Consider the following 18,524-nt stretch of genomic DNA (forward strand, 5'->3'; position numbering starts at 1 on the left):
CGGTGCAGCCGCCGGCCGGTCGCGTGGGTGCCGGAGGCGGGCCCCGCGCGTGCCGGCCGATAGCGGCGCGGCCCCGGAGGGGCCGCCTTGAACAAGAAAAGAAACTCTGAACACACCGATCGCGGGGCGACAGGCCAGGGTCACGCCGACTCGGAAGGCTGAGACCGGATCTGGGTGATGCGGCCCTTGCTGAGGCCGAGGGAAGCGGCAATCTCGGTGTAGCTCATCCCGGCGTCGTGGGCTTCCTCGATCGCCTCCTTGCGCAGGCGTGACAGCTCGGCCATCCGGTCCCGATAGGTTTCGATCAGCGCCGTTGAACGCTTCGCTCGTCGGATCGGGTCGGGGTCGTGGCGAACGCGGTCGAACTCGTCGGCTTCCACGGTTCCGTGTCTTAACTGGTCGGAATCAGGCGGCTGTCGTAGCCCGCCGCGATCAGCCTGTTGTACGCCGCCTCGACGTCGGCTGGGATGTCCTGGGGGATCGCGTACCCGGCGTCGGCGTAGACCGTCAGCCGCTGGGTGTCACCGACGAGCATGTCGATCACACGCTTGGGGTCGCCGATGCTCTCGACGTAGTCACTCAGTGGCTGCTGGATCGCGGAGCAGAGGAAGTCGACCTCTGGCCACAGCTTCTTCGCGGTCGTGTAGGCACGGCGCTGTTGGTATGGCCGACTGAGGATGAGAGCAGAACCGACCTCGGTCCCGTGCTGGCGAAGTAGGTCACGGGTGAACTCGAAGTTCTCCGCCGTGTTCGTCGCCTTCGGCTCGACGAGAATGGCTGAGTCCGGGACGCCCCGGTCCATCGCGATCTCTCGATAGTGGACGGCCTCGCCACGAGGAAACCGATCGACGGTGGTCGGAGCGTTGGCTCCGGTGAAGGCGATCAGCGGGAAGAGGTGCCGGCCGTACAGTTCGGCTGCGTAGACGGCGACGCTCGGGTCATGGCTTCCGAGTCCGATTGCGACGTCCACGGGGCGCAGCGGATCGTCGATGCGGTGGAAGTTCCACAGTGTCTCGACGTCTTCCCGGAGCTTGTCGGGGATTTCGGTCGTCGGCGTCGGCACAGGTGTCTCCTCGCGGAACTACTCGGGGATCTCGAACGTGTAGGACCAGGCGAACCGGGAAGCCGCGTGAACCCCGCGTGCGAACTCGACCGGTGTGCCGTCCGCTGTTCGGGTCGTGCGCTCCAGGATCATCACGGGCTCGCCGGCCGGGAGCTCCAGTTCGTCGATCTCCTCGGGAGTCGGCATTCGGGAGTGAAAGGTCTCGGTCATGCTGTCGGGCTCCAGCCCCTGCAGCGTGAGCACGGCGAAGCCGCCGCCGGGAGTCGCCGTTCCAGGTTTCGGGTCGACGATCGGTGTGTTCTCGACGTGCTCGGGCCGGTAGTAGCTGGTGAGCGTGTGGGTCGGGTGGCCGTCCTGTTTGACCAGTCGCGCGCGCTCGTACACGGGACTGCCAGGTTCGATGCCGAGGGCACTCGCGACGTCGGTGTCAGCGTCGACCTTGCGGACCTGGTTGGTCTGGTCGTTCCGGTTCCAGGTCTGCCCCGAGGCTTCGCGGTCGGCGGCGAACGCCACGAGTCCGAACTTCCACTTGTTTTTCGCGTAGCGCTCCACACCGAGACGCTTCATCGGCGGCCGCGCTCGAACCACGGTGCCGCGCCGGCGGACGGACGTCACGAGCCCTTCGGACTCAAGAACGCTGATGGCCTTGCGCACCGTGTTGACGTTGATGTCGTACTGGTTGGCGAGGTCGTCCTGCTTCGGAAGCGTGCTTTCCGGCGGGTAGTCGCCTGCCCTGATGGCGTCCCTGAGCAGTGAGGCCAGGTCGCGGTAGCCGATCGTCAAGCCGCCTCCTCTCGGTGGGCGATAACCCTATCTCTACCTGCAGTCTACCGCGCCAGCGGAGCAATAGAGATAGTTCTATTGACAGCTAGTGTCACCTCCTGTCTAATAGCGATAGTTCTAATGGCGACCTTGGAGGCAGACATGCAGGACATCCCGTTCGTCAGCTCGGGCTACCGGTTCATGGTCACGGAGGCCCCGACGATGAAGATGCGCGAGGTCAAGGGGGAGCTTCAGCCCGCGATCGACCGTGAGGGCAATCAGGCGTTCGTGGTGATGCTGTTCGCGAAGCCGCGTCCGGTGGAGGGCCGCCGCCCGGGGAAGGGCGAGGAGATCAAGGTTACGCTCGCGGCGGACCCGGGGGAGGGGTTCGACGAGGGCACCTACGTGGAGTTGATCGACCCGGTGTTGAACACGTGGCAGACGACGGGGGATGACGGCCGGATCACCGGCTCGGGTCTGTGGTTCAAGGCGATGGGTCTCAAGCCCGCCGGGTCGGGTGCTGCGCAGCGCGCCGCCTGATGCCGGCCGAATGACCGGTGGGTGACCGGTTCGCGCGGCTACCTCCCCAGCCGCCGCGTCATCACCACCCTGGAGCCCTTCCCAAATAGGTTGGCTGCCCGTTTCGAGTCGGGCAAGGGCACTTCTTGCTCTTTGACAAATACACAGTGGGCCGATCCATGCCTAAAACCGCGCTGTTTGTGGTGGCGCGCCTCGATTCCCGGCCGGACACACCGTTCGGGAGTCCTGGGGTTCTACCACGGAGTTTCAAGCGGAAGGAGTAGGCGAATGGGTGGCGCAATGAACGCGGTTCGGGGTGGGTTGTCGTCGTACGACCCGCACGGCCCGAAGCGGGGTTCCTGAGACCAACCACGTCTGTTCGGCGAGTTTCTGGCTGTCGCCGACACGGGTTGCGACGTGCACCGTGTATGGCCGCCAGTGGCACATGTGAGGAGGAGTGCAGTGACGTACGTGTTTTGGGCGGTACTAGTGGGGCTGCTGATGTGGGCGGTCCCGGTGTTCGGAGTGCTCGCGCTGGTCTCGGGACTGGTGCTGGCGTGGCGGGCTGGCCGGTGAGCCGCCCGGTGAAGGTCGGTGTGGTGATCCGGATGCTCGCTGCACGGTTGGAACGGGAACGGGCCGCCGCGATGACGGAGCCGACCGACGACCTCGGGTGGCAGGCCGGGTTCTGTGAGGGCCTGAAGCACGCGCAGCACGTGATCCGGAACGGAGGCTGACATGTCGGAAATCCTGGCGATCATCACGGCGGCGAACGAGGCGTACCGCGCGTTCGTGGCCACGGGTCCGGATCGGGAGATCAAGGTCGCGGTCGGGAACGCGGTGCGCTTCCTGGCAGCGGACCTCACTTCGGCGGCTGAGCTGGTCGCCACGACACGCGAAGGGTAAACGGCAATGCAGATCGCGGCACTCAACCGGCGCGCGCAGCAGCGCTACGCGACGTTCGTGTCCACCATGGACATGGTCGCCGAAGTCCTCGGCGAGGTCGACAAGCTCATCGACCACTACGACGAGGACGCGATGGCCGACTTCTGGACCATCGCCACGAAAGACGAACTCAAGGCACTCCGAACGAAAGCATTCGACGAACTGGACCGGCTGCGCGTGCTGGGCAAGAAACACGAAGCGGAGCTGGTCTCGCGGGACTGGAGGTTCTGACATGGCGCACCAGGTCGACCGGGTCGTCGACGACCTCGGTTCCACGCTTACCCAGCTCAAGGACTCGATGCGCGGGATGCCGTCGCACAAGAACGGCTTCAAGGCCGCGCACGACCGCATGGCCCGCGCGATGGGCACGCTCACCACCGAGCTGACCGACGCTCGGACCGCCATCAAACCCTGACCACAACCGCACATGATCCGTTTCGCACGAGACCGGCCCCAGCTCCCACCACGGGACGCGGGGCCGGTCTCGTGCTGTTCGAGAGGACCACCACGCCATGAACACCCCCAAGTCGTCCCGCACGGTCGGGACCGAAGTCAAGGCGCTCAAGTGGCTCGTCCGCCACCCCGGCGCCACCCTCGCCCCGGCCGCCGTGCTCGGCTCCGGGATCGAGCTGGGCTGGACCGCCACGGGCGGCATCGCGGGCGGAACTGCCGGCGCGCTGACGTGCTGGTACCGGGCGCACCCGGACACCTTCGACCACTACGCCGCCCCGCGGCTTCGAGCCTGGCGCCGCCGCTGGTCGGTCTACTTCGGGCCGCGCTTCACCCGGGCGCTGCGGGCCTGCGACATGTACGTCACCGACCGCAAGACCGGCGAGGACCTGTTCCCGCGCATCACCCGGCTGCGGTCCTACTCCCCGTCGGTCGACGTCGTCACGATGGCACTGGCGCGCGGGCAGGCTCGCCGCTCGATTGAGGAGAACCTCGAACGGCTCGCCGACACCCTCAAGGTGCAGCGCATCGCCTTCGAACACCCGAAGCCCGGCTACGTCGCGCTGATCATCGAACGCTCGGAGCCGTTCACCGAGACCATCCCAGCCCCGGAGATGCCCGAGACGGCCGACGCGGTCGACATCGACGACATCTACGTCGGCGACACCGAGTACGGCACCGACTGGCGGCTGCGGATCCGCGATCACCTGTTCGTCGCGGGTGCGACCGGCGCGGGCAAGAACTCGATCGTGCTCTCCGAGCTGCGGGCGCTGGCTCCGCTGATCCGGGACGGACTGGTCCGGCTGTGGATCTGCGACCCGAAGCAACTGGAGTTCCGCAAGCTCGGGGACGCCGACGTCGCCTACCGCTACGCCGACACCGAGCAGGCGTGCACGGAGCTGGTGGAGGAGTACGTCGCCGACCTACGTGCGGTGCAGCAGTCCTTCGCCGGTTCCGGCCGCCGCAAGATCGAGGTCTCCCGCGAGACCCCGCTGAACCTGCTGATCATCGACGAGATCGGCGCGTTGCTGGCCTACGGCGACGGCACCATCGCCCGCAACCTGCGCAAGCTGCTCGCGATCGTCGGCTCCCAGGGCCGCGCCACCGGGCACTTCATGACCGCGCTGGTGCAGGAACCCGCGAAGGACGTCGTCCCCGTGCGGGAGCTGTTCCCGACTCGGGTGTGCTTGCGGGTGACCGCACAGTCGCACGTGGACATGGTCCTGGGGGACGGTGCCCGGCTGCGCGGCGCTCTGGCGGACGAGATCCCGAACGTGCCCGACACCGCCGGCATCGGCTACGTGATCCGGCAGCGCACCCGCGTCCCGCAGCGCGTCCGGGCCGCCTACGTCGACGACCGCGAGATCGACGAACTGATCGCGTTCATCCGCTCCGGCCGCCCGGCACCCGGCTTGTCGGTGGTGGCGTGATGGCCACGGTCATCTACCCGGCGCGGCTGCACCAGCGGCACTACCACGTCGTCGTGGGGGCCTACCCCCGTCCCCTCAGCGGCCGGATTCACCGCGACAGGTCCCGCGCGATGTGGGAGATGCAGGTCGCGGTGGAGCAGTGCGCGGAACGTGGAATCGAGCTGTACGAGCCTCACGTCGCCTCGCTGGATGAGGTGTATCTCGCACGGTGCGGGGTGTGTGCCGAGCTGCCCGGGGACAAGCCGGACCTGTTCGAGGACTGGGACGCGCTCCAAGAGGTGCTGCGCACCTGGTGCCCGACGTGGGTCACCGAATACCCGGACGTCTTCTGTCCGCGCCATCAACCGTCCGGAGAGCACCGACCATGAGCGACCGGGAGAACTCGCATGCGCGCGTGGTGTCCCACCTGGGACGCGCGCTCTCGGAGGCGGCCGGGTGGTGCGACTGGGTCCGCGTGGACGTCGAACACCGCCTCGGTCACGTGGGCGACGTCGGACCGATCGATGACCCGGAGTACGGCGCCGCACTCGACGCCTTCGGGCTGATCCAGGAAGCACTCGACAAGGTGCGCCGCGTAGGCGCGTGATCAAGGGAGAAACGCCATGTGGCGTCTCGGTTTCTACGTATGGCGGGCCTGGATCTACGCCAAGTACGGCGTCCCGGCAGTGCTCGTGCTCTACCTGATCCACCACGTGCAGGGCTGGTCAGTGCTGTTCTGGATCGTGGCGGCGGTGTTCGGCTGCGTCGGGCTCGGCCTGGTGCTCGGGGTCACCGAGTTCCGCAACCGCGAGTTCGGCGACATCGGACGGGAGCGCATCCGATGAGCGTCCGCCGCGATCCCGGGCAGCTCGGCCTGTTCGGCACTCCCGCTCCGGCCCCGGCACCGACCGCCGGCCGGGCCTGCCCTCCGGCCCGGGGACGTCGTAAGCCGCTCGGTACGCCCGGCAACCCGCTGGTAGCCAAAGACGTGCTCGCGGAGGTCCGAGACGGGAAATTCGGGCTGCTGGACGACACCGACCGCGTGATGGTCCTCGACGGCGACGGACACTGCCGGGCCGCGCAAGAGGACGACGTCGTGATGCACCTGGTGTCCATCGGCTACGTCGAACGCAGCCCCGCCCGCGAAACGGTCTCCTGCCTGCACGGTGTCGTACGCAAACCCGTCCTGCCGCTGCGGCTGACCCGACGCGGCCGGGACATGCTCCAACGCTGGTCCAACCTCACGCCCCTGACCTGAAAGGCATTGCCGTGAGCGGAATCCACTACTTCGGACACATCGACCGGCTGCTCTACGAGTACTACACGGCGGAACTCGCCATCCCCGCCAGCGACCAGGAGAACCCGGGCTACCGGAACCCGCAGTTGGCCGAGCTGGCCGACACCGTCGTCAGGCTGCTGGAGCAGGAAGCTGACCACTACCGAACCTACGCCGCACGGTGGCGCGGCGAACGCTGACCCGAAAGGAGAACGTCATGTCCACTGCGGACAGTACGAACCGGACTCGTCGGCTGGTGGACACCATCCGGGTCCTGGTCGCCGTGGTCCTCGGCACCATCGGCGCGGCGGCCGGGTTCACCCACACCCACGACTGGGCCGTCCACCACGGACAGCTCGGCTGGATCGCCTGGGCCGACGCGGTGGTGATCGAGGGCATTGTGATCGTCGCCGGGTTCGAGATCCAGCGCGACCACCGCACCGGAGGTTCCCGGAAGCTCACGTTCCCTGTCGCGGTGCTGGTGGCGGGGTTCGGGGTGCAGATGGCCGCGCAAGTCGCGCTCGCCGAACCCACCCCGGCCGGATGGCTCGTCGCCGCGATGCCGGCACTCGGGTTCCTGGTCGTGGTGAAGCTGCTCATGCGCCGCGCCCCGGCCCCGGAACCCGAGTCCGAGCCGGTCACCGCCACCGCCGCACGGACCGACATCGAGAACGAACCCGTCCGGCAACCCGCTGCCGTCGTCGCTCCGGCCCGGCCCCGGCTCAAGCTCCCCGCCGAACTGACCAGCAAGATCACCAGCGTCGCTGAAGCCGCCCGCAGCGAAGGGCGGGAACTGACCATCGAGGAGATCCGCCGCGTCGTCCGCGTCCCGGAACCGATGGCCGCGCAGATCCTGCGCGAACTCACCACCGGCTGACCACCGCGACGCACCCGCCACGGCGCGGGAGCCCCGCCACACCGGCCCGGCTCCCGCGCCGTTTCCATGCCCGCCCACCGAAAGGCTCCGCCATGCTGACGTTGGACGACCGCCTCGCCGCCCGCGTACGGGCGCGCGATTACCACGACTGGCGGGACAAGGTCCGCGCCGTTAACGGCTGTGCCCGCCCCATCCGGCTTTCTGGCGCGCACCAGCTCCAGGACGCCACCACCGGCCAGGTGCTGCACCACCACGGCGGGGACATCTTCGCCCCCTGCGGCAACCGCCGGTCCGGGGTCTGCCCGGCCTGCTCCGACCGCTACGCCGCCGACGCCTTCCATCTCATCCGCGCCGGACTCGTCGGCGGCCATAAGGGCATCCCGGAGTCGGTGAACGACCGGCCGCGCGCGTTCGTCACCCTCACCGCGCCGTCCTTCGGCCCCGTCCACACCGCGCACATCACCCGCAACGGGAAGCGGCGGCCGTGCGGCTGCGGGGAGTACCACCACGACGACGACACCCGCATCGGCTCGCCGCTCGACCCGGAGAGCTACGACTACGTCGGGTCGGTGCTCTGGCAGGCCCACGCCGGAGTGCTGTGGCAGCGGTTCACGATGCGGCTGCGTCGGGAGATCGCCAAACGGGCCGGGCTCAAGGCCCGCGAGTTCGCCGAACAGGCCCGGCTCTCCTACGGCAAGGTCGCGGAGTACCAGCGGCGCGGTCTCGTCCACTTCCACGCCGTCGTGCGCCTCGACGGCCCCGACGGCGCGGTATCCCCAGCTCCCCGGTGGGCGCACCCGGACTTGCTCGAGGACGCCGTCTACGCCGCCGCTGGGGCCGTCCTCGTGCGCACCGCCTACCCGGATGGCACCGAGCTGCCGCTGACGTGGGGGACGCAGGTCGACGTCCGCCGGATCGAACCCGCCGCCTCGGCCGAGCTGGAGGACGATGCCGGCCAGATCTCCGAGGCCCGGCTCGCCGCGTACATCGCCAAGTACGCCACGAAGGGCACCGGCAAGAGCGAAGCCGCTGACCGGCCGATCCGCTCGCAACTCGACATTGACCATCTGAAGGTGACGCCGCACCACCGTCGCATCATCCAGACCGCTTGGGACCTCGGAGACCTGCCGGTGTACGAGGGCCTGAAGCTTCGGCGCTGGGCGCACATGCTCGCGTTCCGGGGCCACTTCTTGACGAAGTCGCTCGCGTACTCGACGACGTTCAAGGCGATTCGAGGTGACCGCCGGGCCTTCCGGCTCGCCGAAACGCTCGAACGCCTCGGTCTCGACGACCGCGCCGACTCCATCGCCGTGGTCAACGACTGGCAATTCGACGGCGCTGGCTACCGCGACGACGCCGAACGCGAACTCGCCGGCGCCATCGCCGAACGCATCCGAGACGACCGTAAACACAAGTACAGCAAGGAAAACCGCCATGAATAGCAAACTGCTCAGCATCGAAGATGTTGCCGACTACCTCGGCGTCCCGAAGAACACCCTCTACCAGTGGCGCACCAAGGGCTACGGGCCGACTGGCCGACGTATCGGCAAGTACGTCCGCTACCGCTCCGAGGACGTCGACGCGTGGGTCGATCAGCAAGGGGTGGTCTGATGGGCAGGCCATCACTCCCGCTGGGAACGTGGGGGAAGATCCGCACGTACGAACTGCCGCACGGCGGGTACCGGGCGGTGGCGAATTACAAGGACTACGACGGGGTTACGCGTCCGGTAGAACGGGTCGGGTCAACGAAGGCCAAGGCGATCAACAACCTGCTTGAAGCCTTGCGTGACCGTGCGCGAAGGTCGGGCGATGGCGAGATCAAGCCGGAGACCAAGGTTTCCGTCGCGGCGGAACTGTGGTTGAAGTCGATCGACGAATCAAGCAAGGCGGCGCGCACCAAGCGGGAGTACCGGGACACCTGGAACCGCTACCTGGCGACGCCCATGGGGCACCTTCGAGTCCGGGACGTCCGTGTTTCGACGGTGAACCGCCTGATTACCGAGACCCGGGATCGCAACGGCCGTGGTGCGGCATCGCACGTGAAAGTGGTGCTGTCCGGGATCTTCGCGTTGGTCGTTCGACATGACGCGCTCGATAAGAACCCGGTCCGTGAGATCGAGAGCTTGGGCGCGAAGAAGCGCAAGAAGGAACGTACGGTCAACGCGAAGACAATCAGCCCCATTCTCGGGGTGTTTCACGCGAGCGAAAGCGCGATGCGCTGGGACCTGGTGGACATGGTCGACGTGCTTTCCGGGCTCGGCTGCCGCATCGGCGAGCTGCTTGCACTCGACTGGGACACCTCGGTCAACTTCGACGCCGGCACGATCCGGTTCCACGGCACCGTGATCCGGGTGACCGGGCAGGGCTTGTTCGTACAGGACCACACCAAGAGCCGTGCGGGCATGCGCACGATCCGGCCGCCGGGGTGGGTGATGGACATCCTCAAACGTCGTCACGCGGCGGCTGAGACGCGGTGGGTCTTTCCGTCGGCGACCGGCACCTTGCGGGACCCGGACAACACCCGGGCGCGGTTCCGGATGGTCGTTGCGAAGACTCGCTACAAGGGCCTGCACCCGCACGACTTCCGGCACTACGTCGCCGGGGTCCTCGATGATGCCGGCCTGACCGCTCGCGAGATCGCCGATTACCTCGGTCACGAGCGCATCAGCACGACGCAGGAGGACTACATGGAACGCGGTGTTGTCGGTGAAGACGTCGGTCCGGCGCTGGCTGAGCGTCCGAAGATCGAGCTTCCCAAAGATGAGGGTTAAGCGAGGGTTGGCCTAGCGCGAAGCCCCTGGTCATGATCCCGACCAGGGGTTTTGTGCCCCCGGCAGGATTCGAACCTGCGACACCCGCTTTAGGAGAGTGGGTGACGGTGCCGACCAAGGCCTCTACCTGCAACTATGTCCTCAGGGTTGCCTCGCGTGACCCCAGAAGTCACACGGTTGATCACGGTTTCGGGTCACGAAATGGGTCATGCGAGGAATACGCCAGATGTGATGGGCGTCACAAAGCTGGTGGGCGTGCCGGCGGGTTGAGGACGGGCGCACGGGCCCGTCATGACATGACGGCGACGACGTGCAGTGAGACAGCGCGAGTGGGCCCGTCGTCCTGCGTGGTGGTGGGCGCCCGCTCGCCGGCCGCCCCTTCAGGCGGACGACTGATTGGCAGCTGAGCGACGAACAGATCGCCGAGCCGCCTAGCTTGTAGCGGTGTGGTCCAGTTCCTTCACCAACTCGAGTTGGTGGCGTCCTGGAGCGGATCGGAGGAAACTCTCTGATCGGCGGTCGCAGTTAGTTTCAGTCTGCCGTGACTTCTGAATTGGCGGCCTCCGTCGTCACCTCCGTCAGCCGGCCGTCGTGCAAGCCGTAGCCCGGTGGCGCGTCGTGTTCTGGAATCCCGAACTGAGTTTCGGAATAAATCTGAGCGCCAGTGAGCTTTGCGGTAAGGAGCTTTGCGCCTGTGAGATCTGCGCCTCGGAGGTCCGCATCACGCAGATCGGCGCGGATTAGATTCACCCTGCTAAGGTCGGCTCCTCTGAAGTCTGCCTCGATCAGAACCGCTTCTGTGAGGTTTGCCTCAGCAAGGCATGCCTGGCGAAAAGTAGCACCGCAGGCGGTCGCATTCTCAAGATTCGCGGCGCGCAAGTTAGTGTGAGAAAAGTCGGTGCCTTCAAGGGTGGCGCTGGCAAAGTTCACGCCGCCGAGCTGAGCTGCGGCGAGGTCCATCTCAGCGAAGTTGACCCGAGGTAGAGATGTCTCTGTTAGATCGATTTCGCCAGGCAACCAGTGCCCATCGGTATGCGACGGGTCGCGGTGTAGTCGGAGAATTCGTATTGCGGTGTCTCGAACGTGAGCTTCCCGTCGACGATCGTCATAGCGATCGAGTTCATCGCCGGTGGCGTCCGCTTCCGGCTTGGTCGGCTCGGAGTAGTCCATCCGTAGGTAAGCGCATATGACGTTGATGTTCGTCAAGCGTTGGTCGTCGTAGTGCTGGCCGAGACGTTCCAGTGCGTAGAGGCCTGCCAGGCGGACTGCAGCCTTCGGAGAGCCGAGCTGGTCTGCGGCCTTGGTGTAGAGCTCGGTGACACGGCGTTCGGTGGTTCATGGGTGGTGTCGGCGGCGGTGCGTTCCTGGTGAGTCTGGCGCCGGACGGCAAGCAGGAGTGCGAAGATGCCGGTGGCGCCGGCGCCGATGCCGAGCCCGGTCTTGATCGCGTCGACTCTCGCTGAGGCTTTCGCGTCCGCTGTGCTCGCCTGGTCGGCCTCGGACAGCAGCCAAGTGGTCGACCCCCACGCCGGCGCACCGACGACGAAGGCGGCTGCGACTACCGTTCACCAGCTCAAGCCTGACTCTTGTTTCCCTGCGGCCCGTTCCCATGCTTCCTCCAATGTCCGCCTCAACGGGTGCAATGTTGGCCACCACGGGCGCAAGCCGGCAACGATGAGGGCCACAGCCGCGGCGAAGGCGGCCAGCCACGGCGCGCGTGGCCGCACCCAGATGGCCAGGCTGGGCCAGTCGATCCAGCCGAGTAGCAGGGTCATGCCCAGCAGCAGCATCGCTGTGGCCGCGGCCAGCTGTTTGCGTGCCTGACGGCGTCGTCGTATCCGCTCATACCCCACGGAGGAGCTGTCGTAGTGGGAGCGGCGGCTGCTACAGCTCGCGAGAGGCTGAACGCGAGGTGTAGCCCGACGGGCTCACCTCTGCTCACCCGGCTGGCCCAGTTCGGCAGCCGCCAAGTTCGTCAAGGAACCGGCCGACCCACCGCGATCGTGGAGCGGGAGGCTGCCGGCCGGTTCGGGCGGGACGCGATCGTCGCGCATCGGCTGGCTCGAGGGTCGTCGCAGCGGCCGCCGTTGCGCCGTGCGTTGCCGCGCAGATAGCCGAGGAGTTCGAGACGCCGCTGGAGCGGATTGACGAGGCCGCGTTCATCGCGAAATCACTGGGTGAGCGGTTCTTCGCCGGACTGGCGCGGCACGGGATGGTGTGTACGCGGTTGGCGATCGTGGCGGTGACCGAGTCGGGTGAGGAGCGGGTGCGGGTGTGGCGGTGTGTGGAGCCGTTGACCGCCCGCGCGACCGCGGACCGGGTGCGTTGGCAATGTGAAGGCTGGCTCACCGCCATCCCGGGCGATCGGCCGTCCTCGGGGATCGGCCGGCTGCGGCTGGTGCCGGAGGAACTGGTCGGCGGTGAGGCACTGCAGCTGCAGCTGGGCGCGATGGGCCGTGACGAGGACGCCGCCGAGCGCGCCGGCCGGGCGATGGTGCGGATCCAGGGGCTGCTGGGGCCCGAGGCGGTGCTGACACCGTTGCTGGACGGCGGCCGCACCGCGGCCGAGCGTGTCCGCCTCATCCCGTGGGGCGACGCTCTCGCCACTGTGACCGCGGATGCGCCGTGGCCCAGGCGGCTGCCTGTGCCGTCCCCGGCGATCGTCCCGCGACGCACGATCTCAGCGGCGGTGCACGGCGCGGGTGGCCAGGAGGTCCGATGCACGATGCGTGGGGAGCTGATAAGGGGCCGTGAGCCTGCTGTCTCTCGTCGTGGTGGTTCCGGGCCAGATCGAGGGCAAGACGCAGGTGTTCGAGTGCATGTCCGTGCCGCCCCAGCGGGGCACAGGTAACGCCTAGGGGTCGATGAGCACGGTCAGCGGTGTTCCCTGGCGCTGAGCTCCTCGAGATGCTGGCTAGGCGTGCCGGCGTGGAATGTACGGCTGCGGCAATGGCGGCCAGCACCTGGTCAATCATCAGACTGTGGGGGTAGATCGTCACATCCACGGCGACCGGCTCGGGCACGGCAGCAGCGGGAAGCCCGAGGGTGTGCAGCGGAACTGTCACGCGGCGCTGCGGGTGGGTAAGGGCGGCAATCAGACCGAGAACGGCGGCCTTACTCGCGGTCGCCGACGTTCCAGTACGACCTCGAGCTGAACGAGTTCCTCCGCTCGCCCGAGCTGGCTCAACGCGCGCCGCTGAAGAAGCAGCGCGAGGATGGACGCGATCGGTAATGCGACTGCCATTGGCCAGTATCGGCTGCTGCCGTGCTCTGACACGTTCGTGGTGCCCCAGACCGGCGCGTAGCTCAACCGAGCGACAACCTGTACCCAATCGGGAACCGGCGCCGTGGGCCGCGTCAGCGAAATGCGGGACACGACGTCTCGTAACCACGTCTAATCAGAGGTCAAACGCGCGCGGCGCTTGGATGTTGTCCCCGCGAAGCGGTGGCCGAGGTCGACAAGGTCGACTAGGTTTGACGAACAAGTCATACCGTCGAATCTTTATCGAAACGTTGTAAAACCATTTGATCACGCCAGTTTGCTTACGTAGGGTGATCAAGCCGACACGTTAAGTGGTATCTGCAGGATGCACAGGGTGTTCGATCGGTTACCGTCCGACTGAACGACGCGGAGAAGAACTGTTTAGCTCACGCGGCGTTGAGTGGTTGTGAGCTAAGTTACTTGTATGTCAGATCCGCGAGAAGATCGTGGCGCCATCGAGTTCGAGCGCCCGCCAGTGCAACAGGTGACTCTCAGCCTGTTCTTTGAGCCGCGTTTTGACCTCCTTACGTCAGACATCTTCAGTGCTCGTCAAAGGTGGGTAGACCGCTACCCAAAGCTGGACGAATTCCCGACCACGTCGGCTTGGCGCAACTTCGGCGAGGACGGGTATGTGGTCGCCGTTGGTGCCGCGCATGTGATCTTGCCCAGCTACGTCATGAGCAGTGTCAATGGTGATCGCGCCATACGTGTACAGCAGGACAGATTTGAGCTCGTTTGGCGGTTCGCTGACCCTGACGTTGGGTCTCGCTACGTTGGGTACGAAAGCCTCAAGCAAGAACTCCTCGATAGATTCGATGAGTTCTGTCAGGAAGTGGCTGTAGCTGCAGATAATCCGATCGAAGTTCTTCGAATGGATGCCACTTACGAAAACCTGGTCGACATCAATGTGCGAGACTTCTGTGTCGGCATGCTTACTGGTTGGAAAGTTGCTAGCCCAGTCGACCTGCCGGCAAGCAAGTACTCGGGCATGCGGTTTAGTGACGTTGAGGATGCTGGAGACGAACAATCCCATAACTTCGTCGCAGTCGATCCCGGCCCGGATGGCATCGGAACCAATTTCATCGTCGACGTGCAATGTGATCGAGTTGAGGGCAGCAGCCTGGGAGATCGTCTGGACGTTGCGCACACCGCTGCGTTGGAGCTATTCTTCCGTCTTACCAGTGACTCGATGCGTGCCGAATGGGGGCAACGGTGAAGGCGTACGTTACTCCGTTCGATACCATTGTTGCTCCATTCGAGACGCGCTCCACGAGTGTTCCGGCACTTGCCAGTTACCGTGCGAAGGATCGCAGTTCACTCGCCCAGCGCAGATCGAAACGACTGCGCGAGCCGCATGAGTTCACGCGAGTCACCGTGAGCGAGCGAACTACCGATGACGTGCGCTTGTTGTCGTGGGGGCATCCTGGCCGGTCTTCTGCCGAGCGAGTCGGCTACTTCCGCTACTGCAGGACGAGGCTCGGTCATCTTCATGGTAATGATCATCTCTCGGTTGCGCCTCAAGCGGTGCGGGCGATGGCAGACATCCTCTTGAGGCACGTTGGTGATGATGGGACGCTTTTCCCGTACATCTCAGCGGATGACGACGGCGGTCTCATAGCCGAATGGGTGGTCGGTGAGCAACGTATAGAGATTGGAGTCGCGCGGGACGGCTCCTTCTACCTGATCATTCTGAGCGACGGGAAGATCGAGATTAACGTCGACCACGCTAGTGCTGAGGGCGCCGAAGTAGACCTTGCGACTGTCAGGAAACTGCTGAACATCCTGACGCGTAAGGTGAATGTGCAGAATCCGGATTGGAGAAGGATCTTCTCTGCGAAATGACCGATGAATGGCAATGGGACGACGAATCCATTCCCGACGATCAGCTGATCTTTCGCTTTGGAAACCCGGACGTGCCAGATCATGTAGATCTTCTGTCGAGTAAACCTACCTTGCTAGCTGCCAGCATGTCCGCAAAGGAGTATGACGGCTGGTCGGTCTATCGTGAACAGCTGATGCGTGACCGTAATCTGGACATCGTCGACATCGAGAACTCGGGTAGGGGTGGTCGAAAAGTCTTTCAGATGACTGTTGGGGAAGCGCGCAAGAACAATGACACATACGCCGCTGGCGTCGTCGACAAGGTCGATGAGGAAGACCCGGTTCTAGGCGAATGTCATAGCTTGATTCGCGTGCCAAAGGATCAGATGACGCCAAGTCAGATGCGAGGTCTTCGTCTGGTCCTGCTCGGGCTGCTCGCGCCAGCCGTCCCGCTGGCGTCATAACTGGTCCCTGGTGGGGTTCCCTTCGCGTCGGCATCTATCTGGAGTGCGTGGTGCGTTCGGGCCTGTCGTATATGGTGTCGTCTGGCTGCATAACTCGGAAAAGCTGGAATTCATCGTGAGCACCCTCCGAGGCCTGGGCCTGCGTGTCGAGTACTTGGAAGGTCGATACGCAAGAGCTCCTCTTCAGGGCCCCTTTCGAGTCCGGAGAGGGGCCTTTCCCTGCTTCGGCTTCTTCGGAACACTGCAACCAGTCCTGCGATGCATACTCCGCCAACGAGGGCGGCGACCCATGTGCCGGCGCTGAATCATTCGCCGTCTGGCCACCTTCGCGAACTCCGTGTTGAACGTCTTGCCGAGGTGCTGACCGGCGTTCGTGCCGCGTCCCCCGCGGAATCACGTCGCATCGAGTGCCGGTCCTGCGGCGAGCGGTACGACACCAGCACGCGCCGGGGCTGGCTGCTCACGCGTGCGTGGGTGAACGACGGCGTCGCCTACGCGCAGCGCCAGGCGGAAACGATCGGCCGCTGTGCCGGTTCGGGGACGTGATCGACATAGCACAGCGGTCAGATTAGTCGAGCCGCTGACCAGCAACGTTGCAACGCCGTAGTTCTCGTCCACTTTCTGTCAAGTTTTTTTTGAAGTCATAGGTTGCAAGTGCGGCCAAGAGCGCGACGGCAAGTGTGCTGGCCAGCTGAAAGCTGTTCGGCTGCTCATGGAAGCCAGCTGCTGCCGCTGCGACCGCGATCAAAGCGGCAACGGCCGCGGGCGCGATCCGGCGAGCGGCTAGGCCGCTGCGAACCAGTCGTCTGCCCACGGCGCTCATTTTGCCATATGTCGCCCTCAGGCAGCGCTGACCGGCCGCCCCACGGTCGCGGGTGATCGGGGGGCGAGGATCGGGACGATTGGCGCCCCATCGACGGCTCAGCCGGCGGCGGCGGCGTGGGCCGCGACGAGCTGGGATAACAGCGCCATGCCTCCGAAGAGCAGTTCGGTGTCGTTGTACTGGGTCAGCCGAGACCTGGCCAGCGCCGAGATTCCCAAAGGTGCGCCCGGCGCGGGTCGAGATTCTTCCTCTGATCGGGCTCGGGAAGTGTGGGCGCACCGAGCACGAGTCAGGCGCGCGGTGAGCACCTTAGGACCAGTCGTCTAGGGGCGACCACTCACAGTGAGCGCCCCATAGCGGATGACATCTCGATAACGACGCCCAGGCGGGAGGTCGGCAACTTTGACCGGCTCTCCGCCACTCGCCGCCACGGTCCAAATCGACCAGTGCTCGCCGTCGTCTGATGCGGCGAAGGCTCCATGCTTCCCGTCGGAAGAAGGACGGATAGTGCCGTACGTATACTTTGTGGCTGGTAGCAAATCTGCCGATAGGTGGTCTACAGGTGCGGGCTGCGGGGGTGTCTGGTCGATTGCGACTGAACCGTTCGGTCTGAACAAGTTGGCTTTACCGGGAGAGCTAGACGGTTCCGAATCAACCAGGGTTGGGAAGGATCCGTCTGCCGGAATCGCCAAATATGCCTGCTCGCAGCACCTGACCCTATCCTTCAGCGGATACGAGACACTGCGACCGATGCCCGCGACTACGACCTTGTCATAGACCATGCCAAGGCGATCATCCTGGTGCGTTATTACCCTATACCACCAAATATTTTCGCTTCCGCTATCGAACTGTACGCTCGGAATCCCTTCACTCTCGGGTTTGGAGAATGACCCGTTCGAACTCGGAAATTCCTCCAAGTCAACGACTTTTCCAAGTCGCATGTCGAAGTAGGCGGCAACATATTCAGACCTGGCTGAGCCGTCGGATCCCGCAACCTTTTGAAGGCTGGCGTCGTAGCTGTAGCTGCCACATTGTTGGTCTTTTGTCAGGCCTCCAGCGCTATTGAAGCCGGTTGGCTGGAAGGTGTTGCCGTCGATACCTTGCGGAGGTGGATCCATGACGGCTGCAACTTGGCCAGTTGCGCTATCGACGAGGGTGATCGCCAGGTCGTCTGAGCAAACAGCGATGCCAACGATAGTCTTAGCTGGAGCACTCGTTGGAGGCTGCGTGGTTGAGCTCGCGCTCGCAGATTTGCCTTCTGGTGTGTTAGCGAGTGAATTGGCGCCGCAAGAGCACACTGTCAGCGCAAGTATCAGCAGCATCGTCGGGGCGTGTGCCCGACACCTTGCACCTTCTCGTCTCGACATGTCTGTAGGAGTCGGGCCCTTCGAGGCGGGCGTTACACCATCTCGCCGCCACTCGACCACCACGCGTAGGGCTGCCACGCTCATACCTGACTACCATGACACTCAGTCATCGACGCGAATTATTGTCGGGGAATTGCAGCCCTCGGGTACTCGATCTCCTACGAGGCCATGTGCCGTTCGGTATGACTGCCAGAGTTGGTGCCGTTCCGGTGGATTCGCGGCGCTCCGGCGCGACGTCTCGATCCGCGCGCGGAACGACTTGCCCGTGTCCCGCTAAGAAGCGGGACCGTCGACCGGTTCGCGGGCGCGTGGCCCATCGTCGCCGCGACCAGTATGTGACCGTGTCCCAGATGTCGGCAAGCCGCCACGATGTGCGCGTGGTCGCCCTCAGTGGTGGCGTTCGATAAGGCACGGGCTCTGCGGGAGGCGACTGTGCCCGCCTCAGGCGCGTGGTTTTGAACGTGTGATGCGACGTCACTTACCCGCGATCTGTGACAGCACTGCCGGTGAAGGGCGGGTTGCTGTCAGCGAATTTTGACGTCACTTGGGCCTTGCGGTGGCAGCATCGATGTGCCTCGAAGTGAGGAGCGTCGATGCCGGGCATGTCGAAGGCCGAGCTGTACGCCGCGATCCGGCGTGACGCCCGCGAGGGCATGTCCGGCCGGGCGATCGAGCGCAAGCACGGAGTCGGCTGGCGCACCGTGCGGCGGGCGCT

The 18,524-nt window shown here is 65.2% G+C and carries 24 protein-coding genes; 19 read left to right on the forward strand and 5 right to left on the reverse strand.

All coding sequences use genetic code 11. The features are described 5' to 3' along the window. Window positions 1-140 precede the first annotated feature (140 nt). The 3 genes from ACWEVN_RS04920 to ACWEVN_RS04930 are packed head-to-tail and all read right to left on the reverse strand — an operon-like array spanning window position 141 to window position 1,846. Window positions 141-380, reverse strand: coding sequence for a sigma factor-like helix-turn-helix DNA-binding protein (locus ACWEVN_RS04920; protein WP_452050303.1), 240 nt, complete (start codon window positions 378-380; stop codon window positions 141-143). Between the two features lie 11 nt (window positions 381-391). Then, the gene (locus ACWEVN_RS04925) at window positions 392-1,063 is read right to left on the reverse strand and encodes a YdcF family protein (protein ID WP_452050304.1); all 672 of its coding nucleotides are present in this window, start codon (window positions 1,061-1,063) and stop codon (window positions 392-394) included. Between the two features lie 18 nt (window positions 1,064-1,081). Then, window positions 1,082-1,846, reverse strand: coding sequence for a GntR family transcriptional regulator (locus tag ACWEVN_RS04930; protein ID WP_452050305.1), 765 nt, complete (start codon window positions 1,844-1,846; stop codon window positions 1,082-1,084). 141 nt (window positions 1,847-1,987) lie between these two features. On the opposite strand from ACWEVN_RS04930, the gene ACWEVN_RS04935 reads away from it, so the two are divergent. The 15 genes from ACWEVN_RS04935 to ACWEVN_RS05005 all read left to right on the forward strand — a co-directional run bounded on the left by ACWEVN_RS04935 (window position 1,988) and on the right by ACWEVN_RS05005 (window position 10,072). Beyond that, window positions 1,988-2,365, forward strand: coding sequence for a hypothetical protein (locus ACWEVN_RS04935; protein WP_285996545.1), 378 nt, complete (start codon window positions 1,988-1,990; stop codon window positions 2,363-2,365). Window positions 2,366-2,952: 587 nt separating this feature from the next. Next, window positions 2,953-3,081 (forward strand): hypothetical protein, encoded by a 129-nt coding sequence (locus ACWEVN_RS04940; RefSeq protein ID WP_452050306.1) that lies wholly within the window; start codon window positions 2,953-2,955, stop codon window positions 3,079-3,081. 1 nt (window position 3,082) lies between these two features. Next, window positions 3,083-3,250, forward strand: a complete 168-nt coding sequence (locus tag ACWEVN_RS04945; protein WP_285996542.1) for a hypothetical protein — start codon at window positions 3,083-3,085, stop codon at window positions 3,248-3,250. Between the two features lie 6 nt (window positions 3,251-3,256). Beyond that, entirely contained in the window at window positions 3,257-3,520 is a 264-nt protein-coding gene (locus ACWEVN_RS04950) for a hypothetical protein (protein WP_452050307.1), read from the forward strand. Window position 3,521: 1 nt separating this feature from the next. After that, complete coding sequence (locus tag ACWEVN_RS04955) at window positions 3,522-3,704, forward strand: hypothetical protein (RefSeq protein WP_452050308.1); 183 nt, start codon at window positions 3,522-3,524, stop codon at window positions 3,702-3,704. Between the two features lie 97 nt (window positions 3,705-3,801). Then, window positions 3,802-5,169 (forward strand): FtsK/SpoIIIE domain-containing protein, encoded by a 1,368-nt coding sequence (locus ACWEVN_RS04960; protein WP_452050309.1) that lies wholly within the window; start codon window positions 3,802-3,804, stop codon window positions 5,167-5,169. After that, complete coding sequence (locus tag ACWEVN_RS04965; RefSeq protein ID WP_452050310.1) at window positions 5,169-5,537, forward strand: hypothetical protein; 369 nt, start codon at window positions 5,169-5,171, stop codon at window positions 5,535-5,537. Before ACWEVN_RS04960 ends, ACWEVN_RS04965 begins: the two co-directional genes overlap by 1 nt. Next, window positions 5,534-5,755, forward strand: coding sequence for a hypothetical protein (locus ACWEVN_RS04970; RefSeq protein ID WP_452050311.1), 222 nt, complete (start codon window positions 5,534-5,536; stop codon window positions 5,753-5,755). The genes ACWEVN_RS04965 and ACWEVN_RS04970 overlap by 4 nt, the downstream gene beginning before the upstream one ends. A gap of 16 nt (window positions 5,756-5,771) precedes the next feature. After that, the gene (locus ACWEVN_RS04975) at window positions 5,772-5,993 is read left to right on the forward strand and encodes a hypothetical protein (RefSeq protein WP_452050312.1); all 222 of its coding nucleotides are present in this window, start codon (window positions 5,772-5,774) and stop codon (window positions 5,991-5,993) included. Then, window positions 5,990-6,406 carry a hypothetical protein gene (locus tag ACWEVN_RS04980; protein WP_452050313.1) on the forward strand — a complete coding sequence of 139 codons (417 nt, stop codon included), beginning with the start codon at window positions 5,990-5,992 and terminating at the stop codon, window positions 6,404-6,406. The genes ACWEVN_RS04975 and ACWEVN_RS04980 overlap by 4 nt, the downstream gene beginning before the upstream one ends. A gap of 11 nt (window positions 6,407-6,417) precedes the next feature. After that, window positions 6,418-6,624 carry a hypothetical protein gene (locus ACWEVN_RS04985; RefSeq protein ID WP_452050314.1) on the forward strand — a complete coding sequence of 69 codons (207 nt, stop codon included), beginning with the start codon at window positions 6,418-6,420 and terminating at the stop codon, window positions 6,622-6,624. A 17-nt stretch (window positions 6,625-6,641) separates the two neighbouring features. Then, complete coding sequence (locus tag ACWEVN_RS04990; RefSeq protein ID WP_452050315.1) at window positions 6,642-7,301, forward strand: DUF2637 domain-containing protein; 660 nt, start codon at window positions 6,642-6,644, stop codon at window positions 7,299-7,301. 92 nt (window positions 7,302-7,393) lie between these two features. Beyond that, complete coding sequence (locus ACWEVN_RS04995) at window positions 7,394-8,743, forward strand: replication initiator (RefSeq protein ID WP_452050316.1); 1,350 nt, start codon at window positions 7,394-7,396, stop codon at window positions 8,741-8,743. Continuing rightward, window positions 8,736-8,912 carry a helix-turn-helix transcriptional regulator gene (locus ACWEVN_RS05000; RefSeq protein ID WP_452050317.1) on the forward strand — a complete coding sequence of 59 codons (177 nt, stop codon included), beginning with the start codon at window positions 8,736-8,738 and terminating at the stop codon, window positions 8,910-8,912. The genes ACWEVN_RS04995 and ACWEVN_RS05000 overlap by 8 nt, the downstream gene beginning before the upstream one ends. Window positions 8,913-8,989: 77 nt before the next feature. Then, window positions 8,990-10,072, forward strand: coding sequence for a site-specific integrase (locus ACWEVN_RS05005; protein WP_452050318.1), 1,083 nt, complete (start codon window positions 8,990-8,992; stop codon window positions 10,070-10,072). Window positions 10,073-10,603: 531 nt separating this feature from the next. Here ACWEVN_RS05005 and ACWEVN_RS05010 read toward each other — a convergent pair. Beyond that, window positions 10,604-11,242 carry a pentapeptide repeat-containing protein gene (locus ACWEVN_RS05010; RefSeq protein ID WP_452050319.1) on the reverse strand — a complete coding sequence of 213 codons (639 nt, stop codon included), beginning with the start codon at window positions 11,240-11,242 and terminating at the stop codon, window positions 10,604-10,606. Between the two features lie 1,057 nt (window positions 11,243-12,299). On the opposite strand from ACWEVN_RS05010, the gene ACWEVN_RS05015 reads away from it, so the two are divergent. From ACWEVN_RS05015 to ACWEVN_RS05030, 4 genes are all read left to right on the forward strand, one after another. After that, window positions 12,300-12,923 carry a hypothetical protein gene (locus ACWEVN_RS05015; RefSeq protein WP_452050320.1) on the forward strand — a complete coding sequence of 208 codons (624 nt, stop codon included), beginning with the start codon at window positions 12,300-12,302 and terminating at the stop codon, window positions 12,921-12,923. Window positions 12,924-13,758: 835 nt separating this feature from the next. Further along, window positions 13,759-14,550: a TIGR04255 family protein gene (locus tag ACWEVN_RS05020; RefSeq protein WP_452050321.1), complete on the forward strand. Its 792-nt coding sequence runs from the start codon at window positions 13,759-13,761 to the stop codon at window positions 14,548-14,550. A gap of 317 nt (window positions 14,551-14,867) precedes the next feature. Then, window positions 14,868-15,176, forward strand: a complete 309-nt coding sequence (locus ACWEVN_RS05025) for a hypothetical protein (RefSeq protein ID WP_452050322.1) — start codon at window positions 14,868-14,870, stop codon at window positions 15,174-15,176. Continuing rightward, window positions 15,173-15,619, forward strand: coding sequence for a hypothetical protein (locus ACWEVN_RS05030; RefSeq protein ID WP_452050323.1), 447 nt, complete (start codon window positions 15,173-15,175; stop codon window positions 15,617-15,619). The genes ACWEVN_RS05025 and ACWEVN_RS05030 overlap by 4 nt, the downstream gene beginning before the upstream one ends. Window positions 15,620-16,187: 568 nt before the next feature. Here the strand turns inward: ACWEVN_RS05030 and ACWEVN_RS05035 are convergent. Continuing rightward, window positions 16,188-16,433 carry a hypothetical protein gene (locus tag ACWEVN_RS05035; protein WP_452050324.1) on the reverse strand — a complete coding sequence of 82 codons (246 nt, stop codon included), beginning with the start codon at window positions 16,431-16,433 and terminating at the stop codon, window positions 16,188-16,190. Window positions 16,434-18,524 lie beyond the last annotated feature (2,091 nt).

The organism is Amycolatopsis sp. NPDC003861 (genome assembly GCF_053605405.1).

Excerpts from the sequence above, each read along its gene's own strand:
- ACWEVN_RS04965 (WP_452050310.1), top strand. The coding sequence starts at position 5,169 with ATGGCCACGGTCATCTACCCGGCGCGGCTGCACCAGCGGCACTACCAC.
- ACWEVN_RS04950 (WP_452050307.1), top strand. The coding sequence starts at position 3,257 with ATGCAGATCGCGGCACTCAACCGGCGCGCGCAGCAGCGCTACGCGACG.
- ACWEVN_RS04975 (WP_452050312.1), top strand. The coding sequence starts at position 5,772 with ATGTGGCGTCTCGGTTTCTACGTATGGCGGGCCTGGATCTACGCCAAG.
- ACWEVN_RS04940 (WP_452050306.1), top strand. The coding sequence starts at position 2,953 with ATGCTCGCTGCACGGTTGGAACGGGAACGGGCCGCCGCGATGACGGAG.
- ACWEVN_RS04935 (WP_285996545.1), top strand. The coding sequence starts at position 1,988 with ATGCAGGACATCCCGTTCGTCAGCTCGGGCTACCGGTTCATGGTCACG.
- ACWEVN_RS04960 (WP_452050309.1), top strand. The coding sequence starts at position 3,802 with ATGAACACCCCCAAGTCGTCCCGCACGGTCGGGACCGAAGTCAAGGCG.
- ACWEVN_RS04945 (WP_285996542.1), top strand. The coding sequence starts at position 3,083 with ATGTCGGAAATCCTGGCGATCATCACGGCGGCGAACGAGGCGTACCGC.
- ACWEVN_RS04980 (WP_452050313.1), top strand. The coding sequence starts at position 5,990 with ATGAGCGTCCGCCGCGATCCCGGGCAGCTCGGCCTGTTCGGCACTCCC.
- ACWEVN_RS04995 (WP_452050316.1), top strand. The coding sequence starts at position 7,394 with ATGCTGACGTTGGACGACCGCCTCGCCGCCCGCGTACGGGCGCGCGAT.
- ACWEVN_RS04955 (WP_452050308.1), top strand. The coding sequence starts at position 3,522 with ATGGCGCACCAGGTCGACCGGGTCGTCGACGACCTCGGTTCCACGCTT.
- ACWEVN_RS05025 (WP_452050322.1), top strand. The coding sequence starts at position 14,868 with ATGGCAGACATCCTCTTGAGGCACGTTGGTGATGATGGGACGCTTTTC.
- ACWEVN_RS05010 (WP_452050319.1), bottom strand. The coding sequence starts at position 11,242 with ATGGACTACTCCGAGCCGACCAAGCCGGAAGCGGACGCCACCGGCGAT.
- ACWEVN_RS04990 (WP_452050315.1), top strand. The coding sequence starts at position 6,642 with ATGTCCACTGCGGACAGTACGAACCGGACTCGTCGGCTGGTGGACACC.
- ACWEVN_RS05000 (WP_452050317.1), top strand. The coding sequence starts at position 8,736 with ATGAATAGCAAACTGCTCAGCATCGAAGATGTTGCCGACTACCTCGGC.
- ACWEVN_RS05020 (WP_452050321.1), top strand. The coding sequence starts at position 13,759 with ATGTCAGATCCGCGAGAAGATCGTGGCGCCATCGAGTTCGAGCGCCCG.
- ACWEVN_RS04970 (WP_452050311.1), top strand. The coding sequence starts at position 5,534 with ATGAGCGACCGGGAGAACTCGCATGCGCGCGTGGTGTCCCACCTGGGA.
- ACWEVN_RS05030 (WP_452050323.1), top strand. The coding sequence starts at position 15,173 with ATGACCGATGAATGGCAATGGGACGACGAATCCATTCCCGACGATCAG.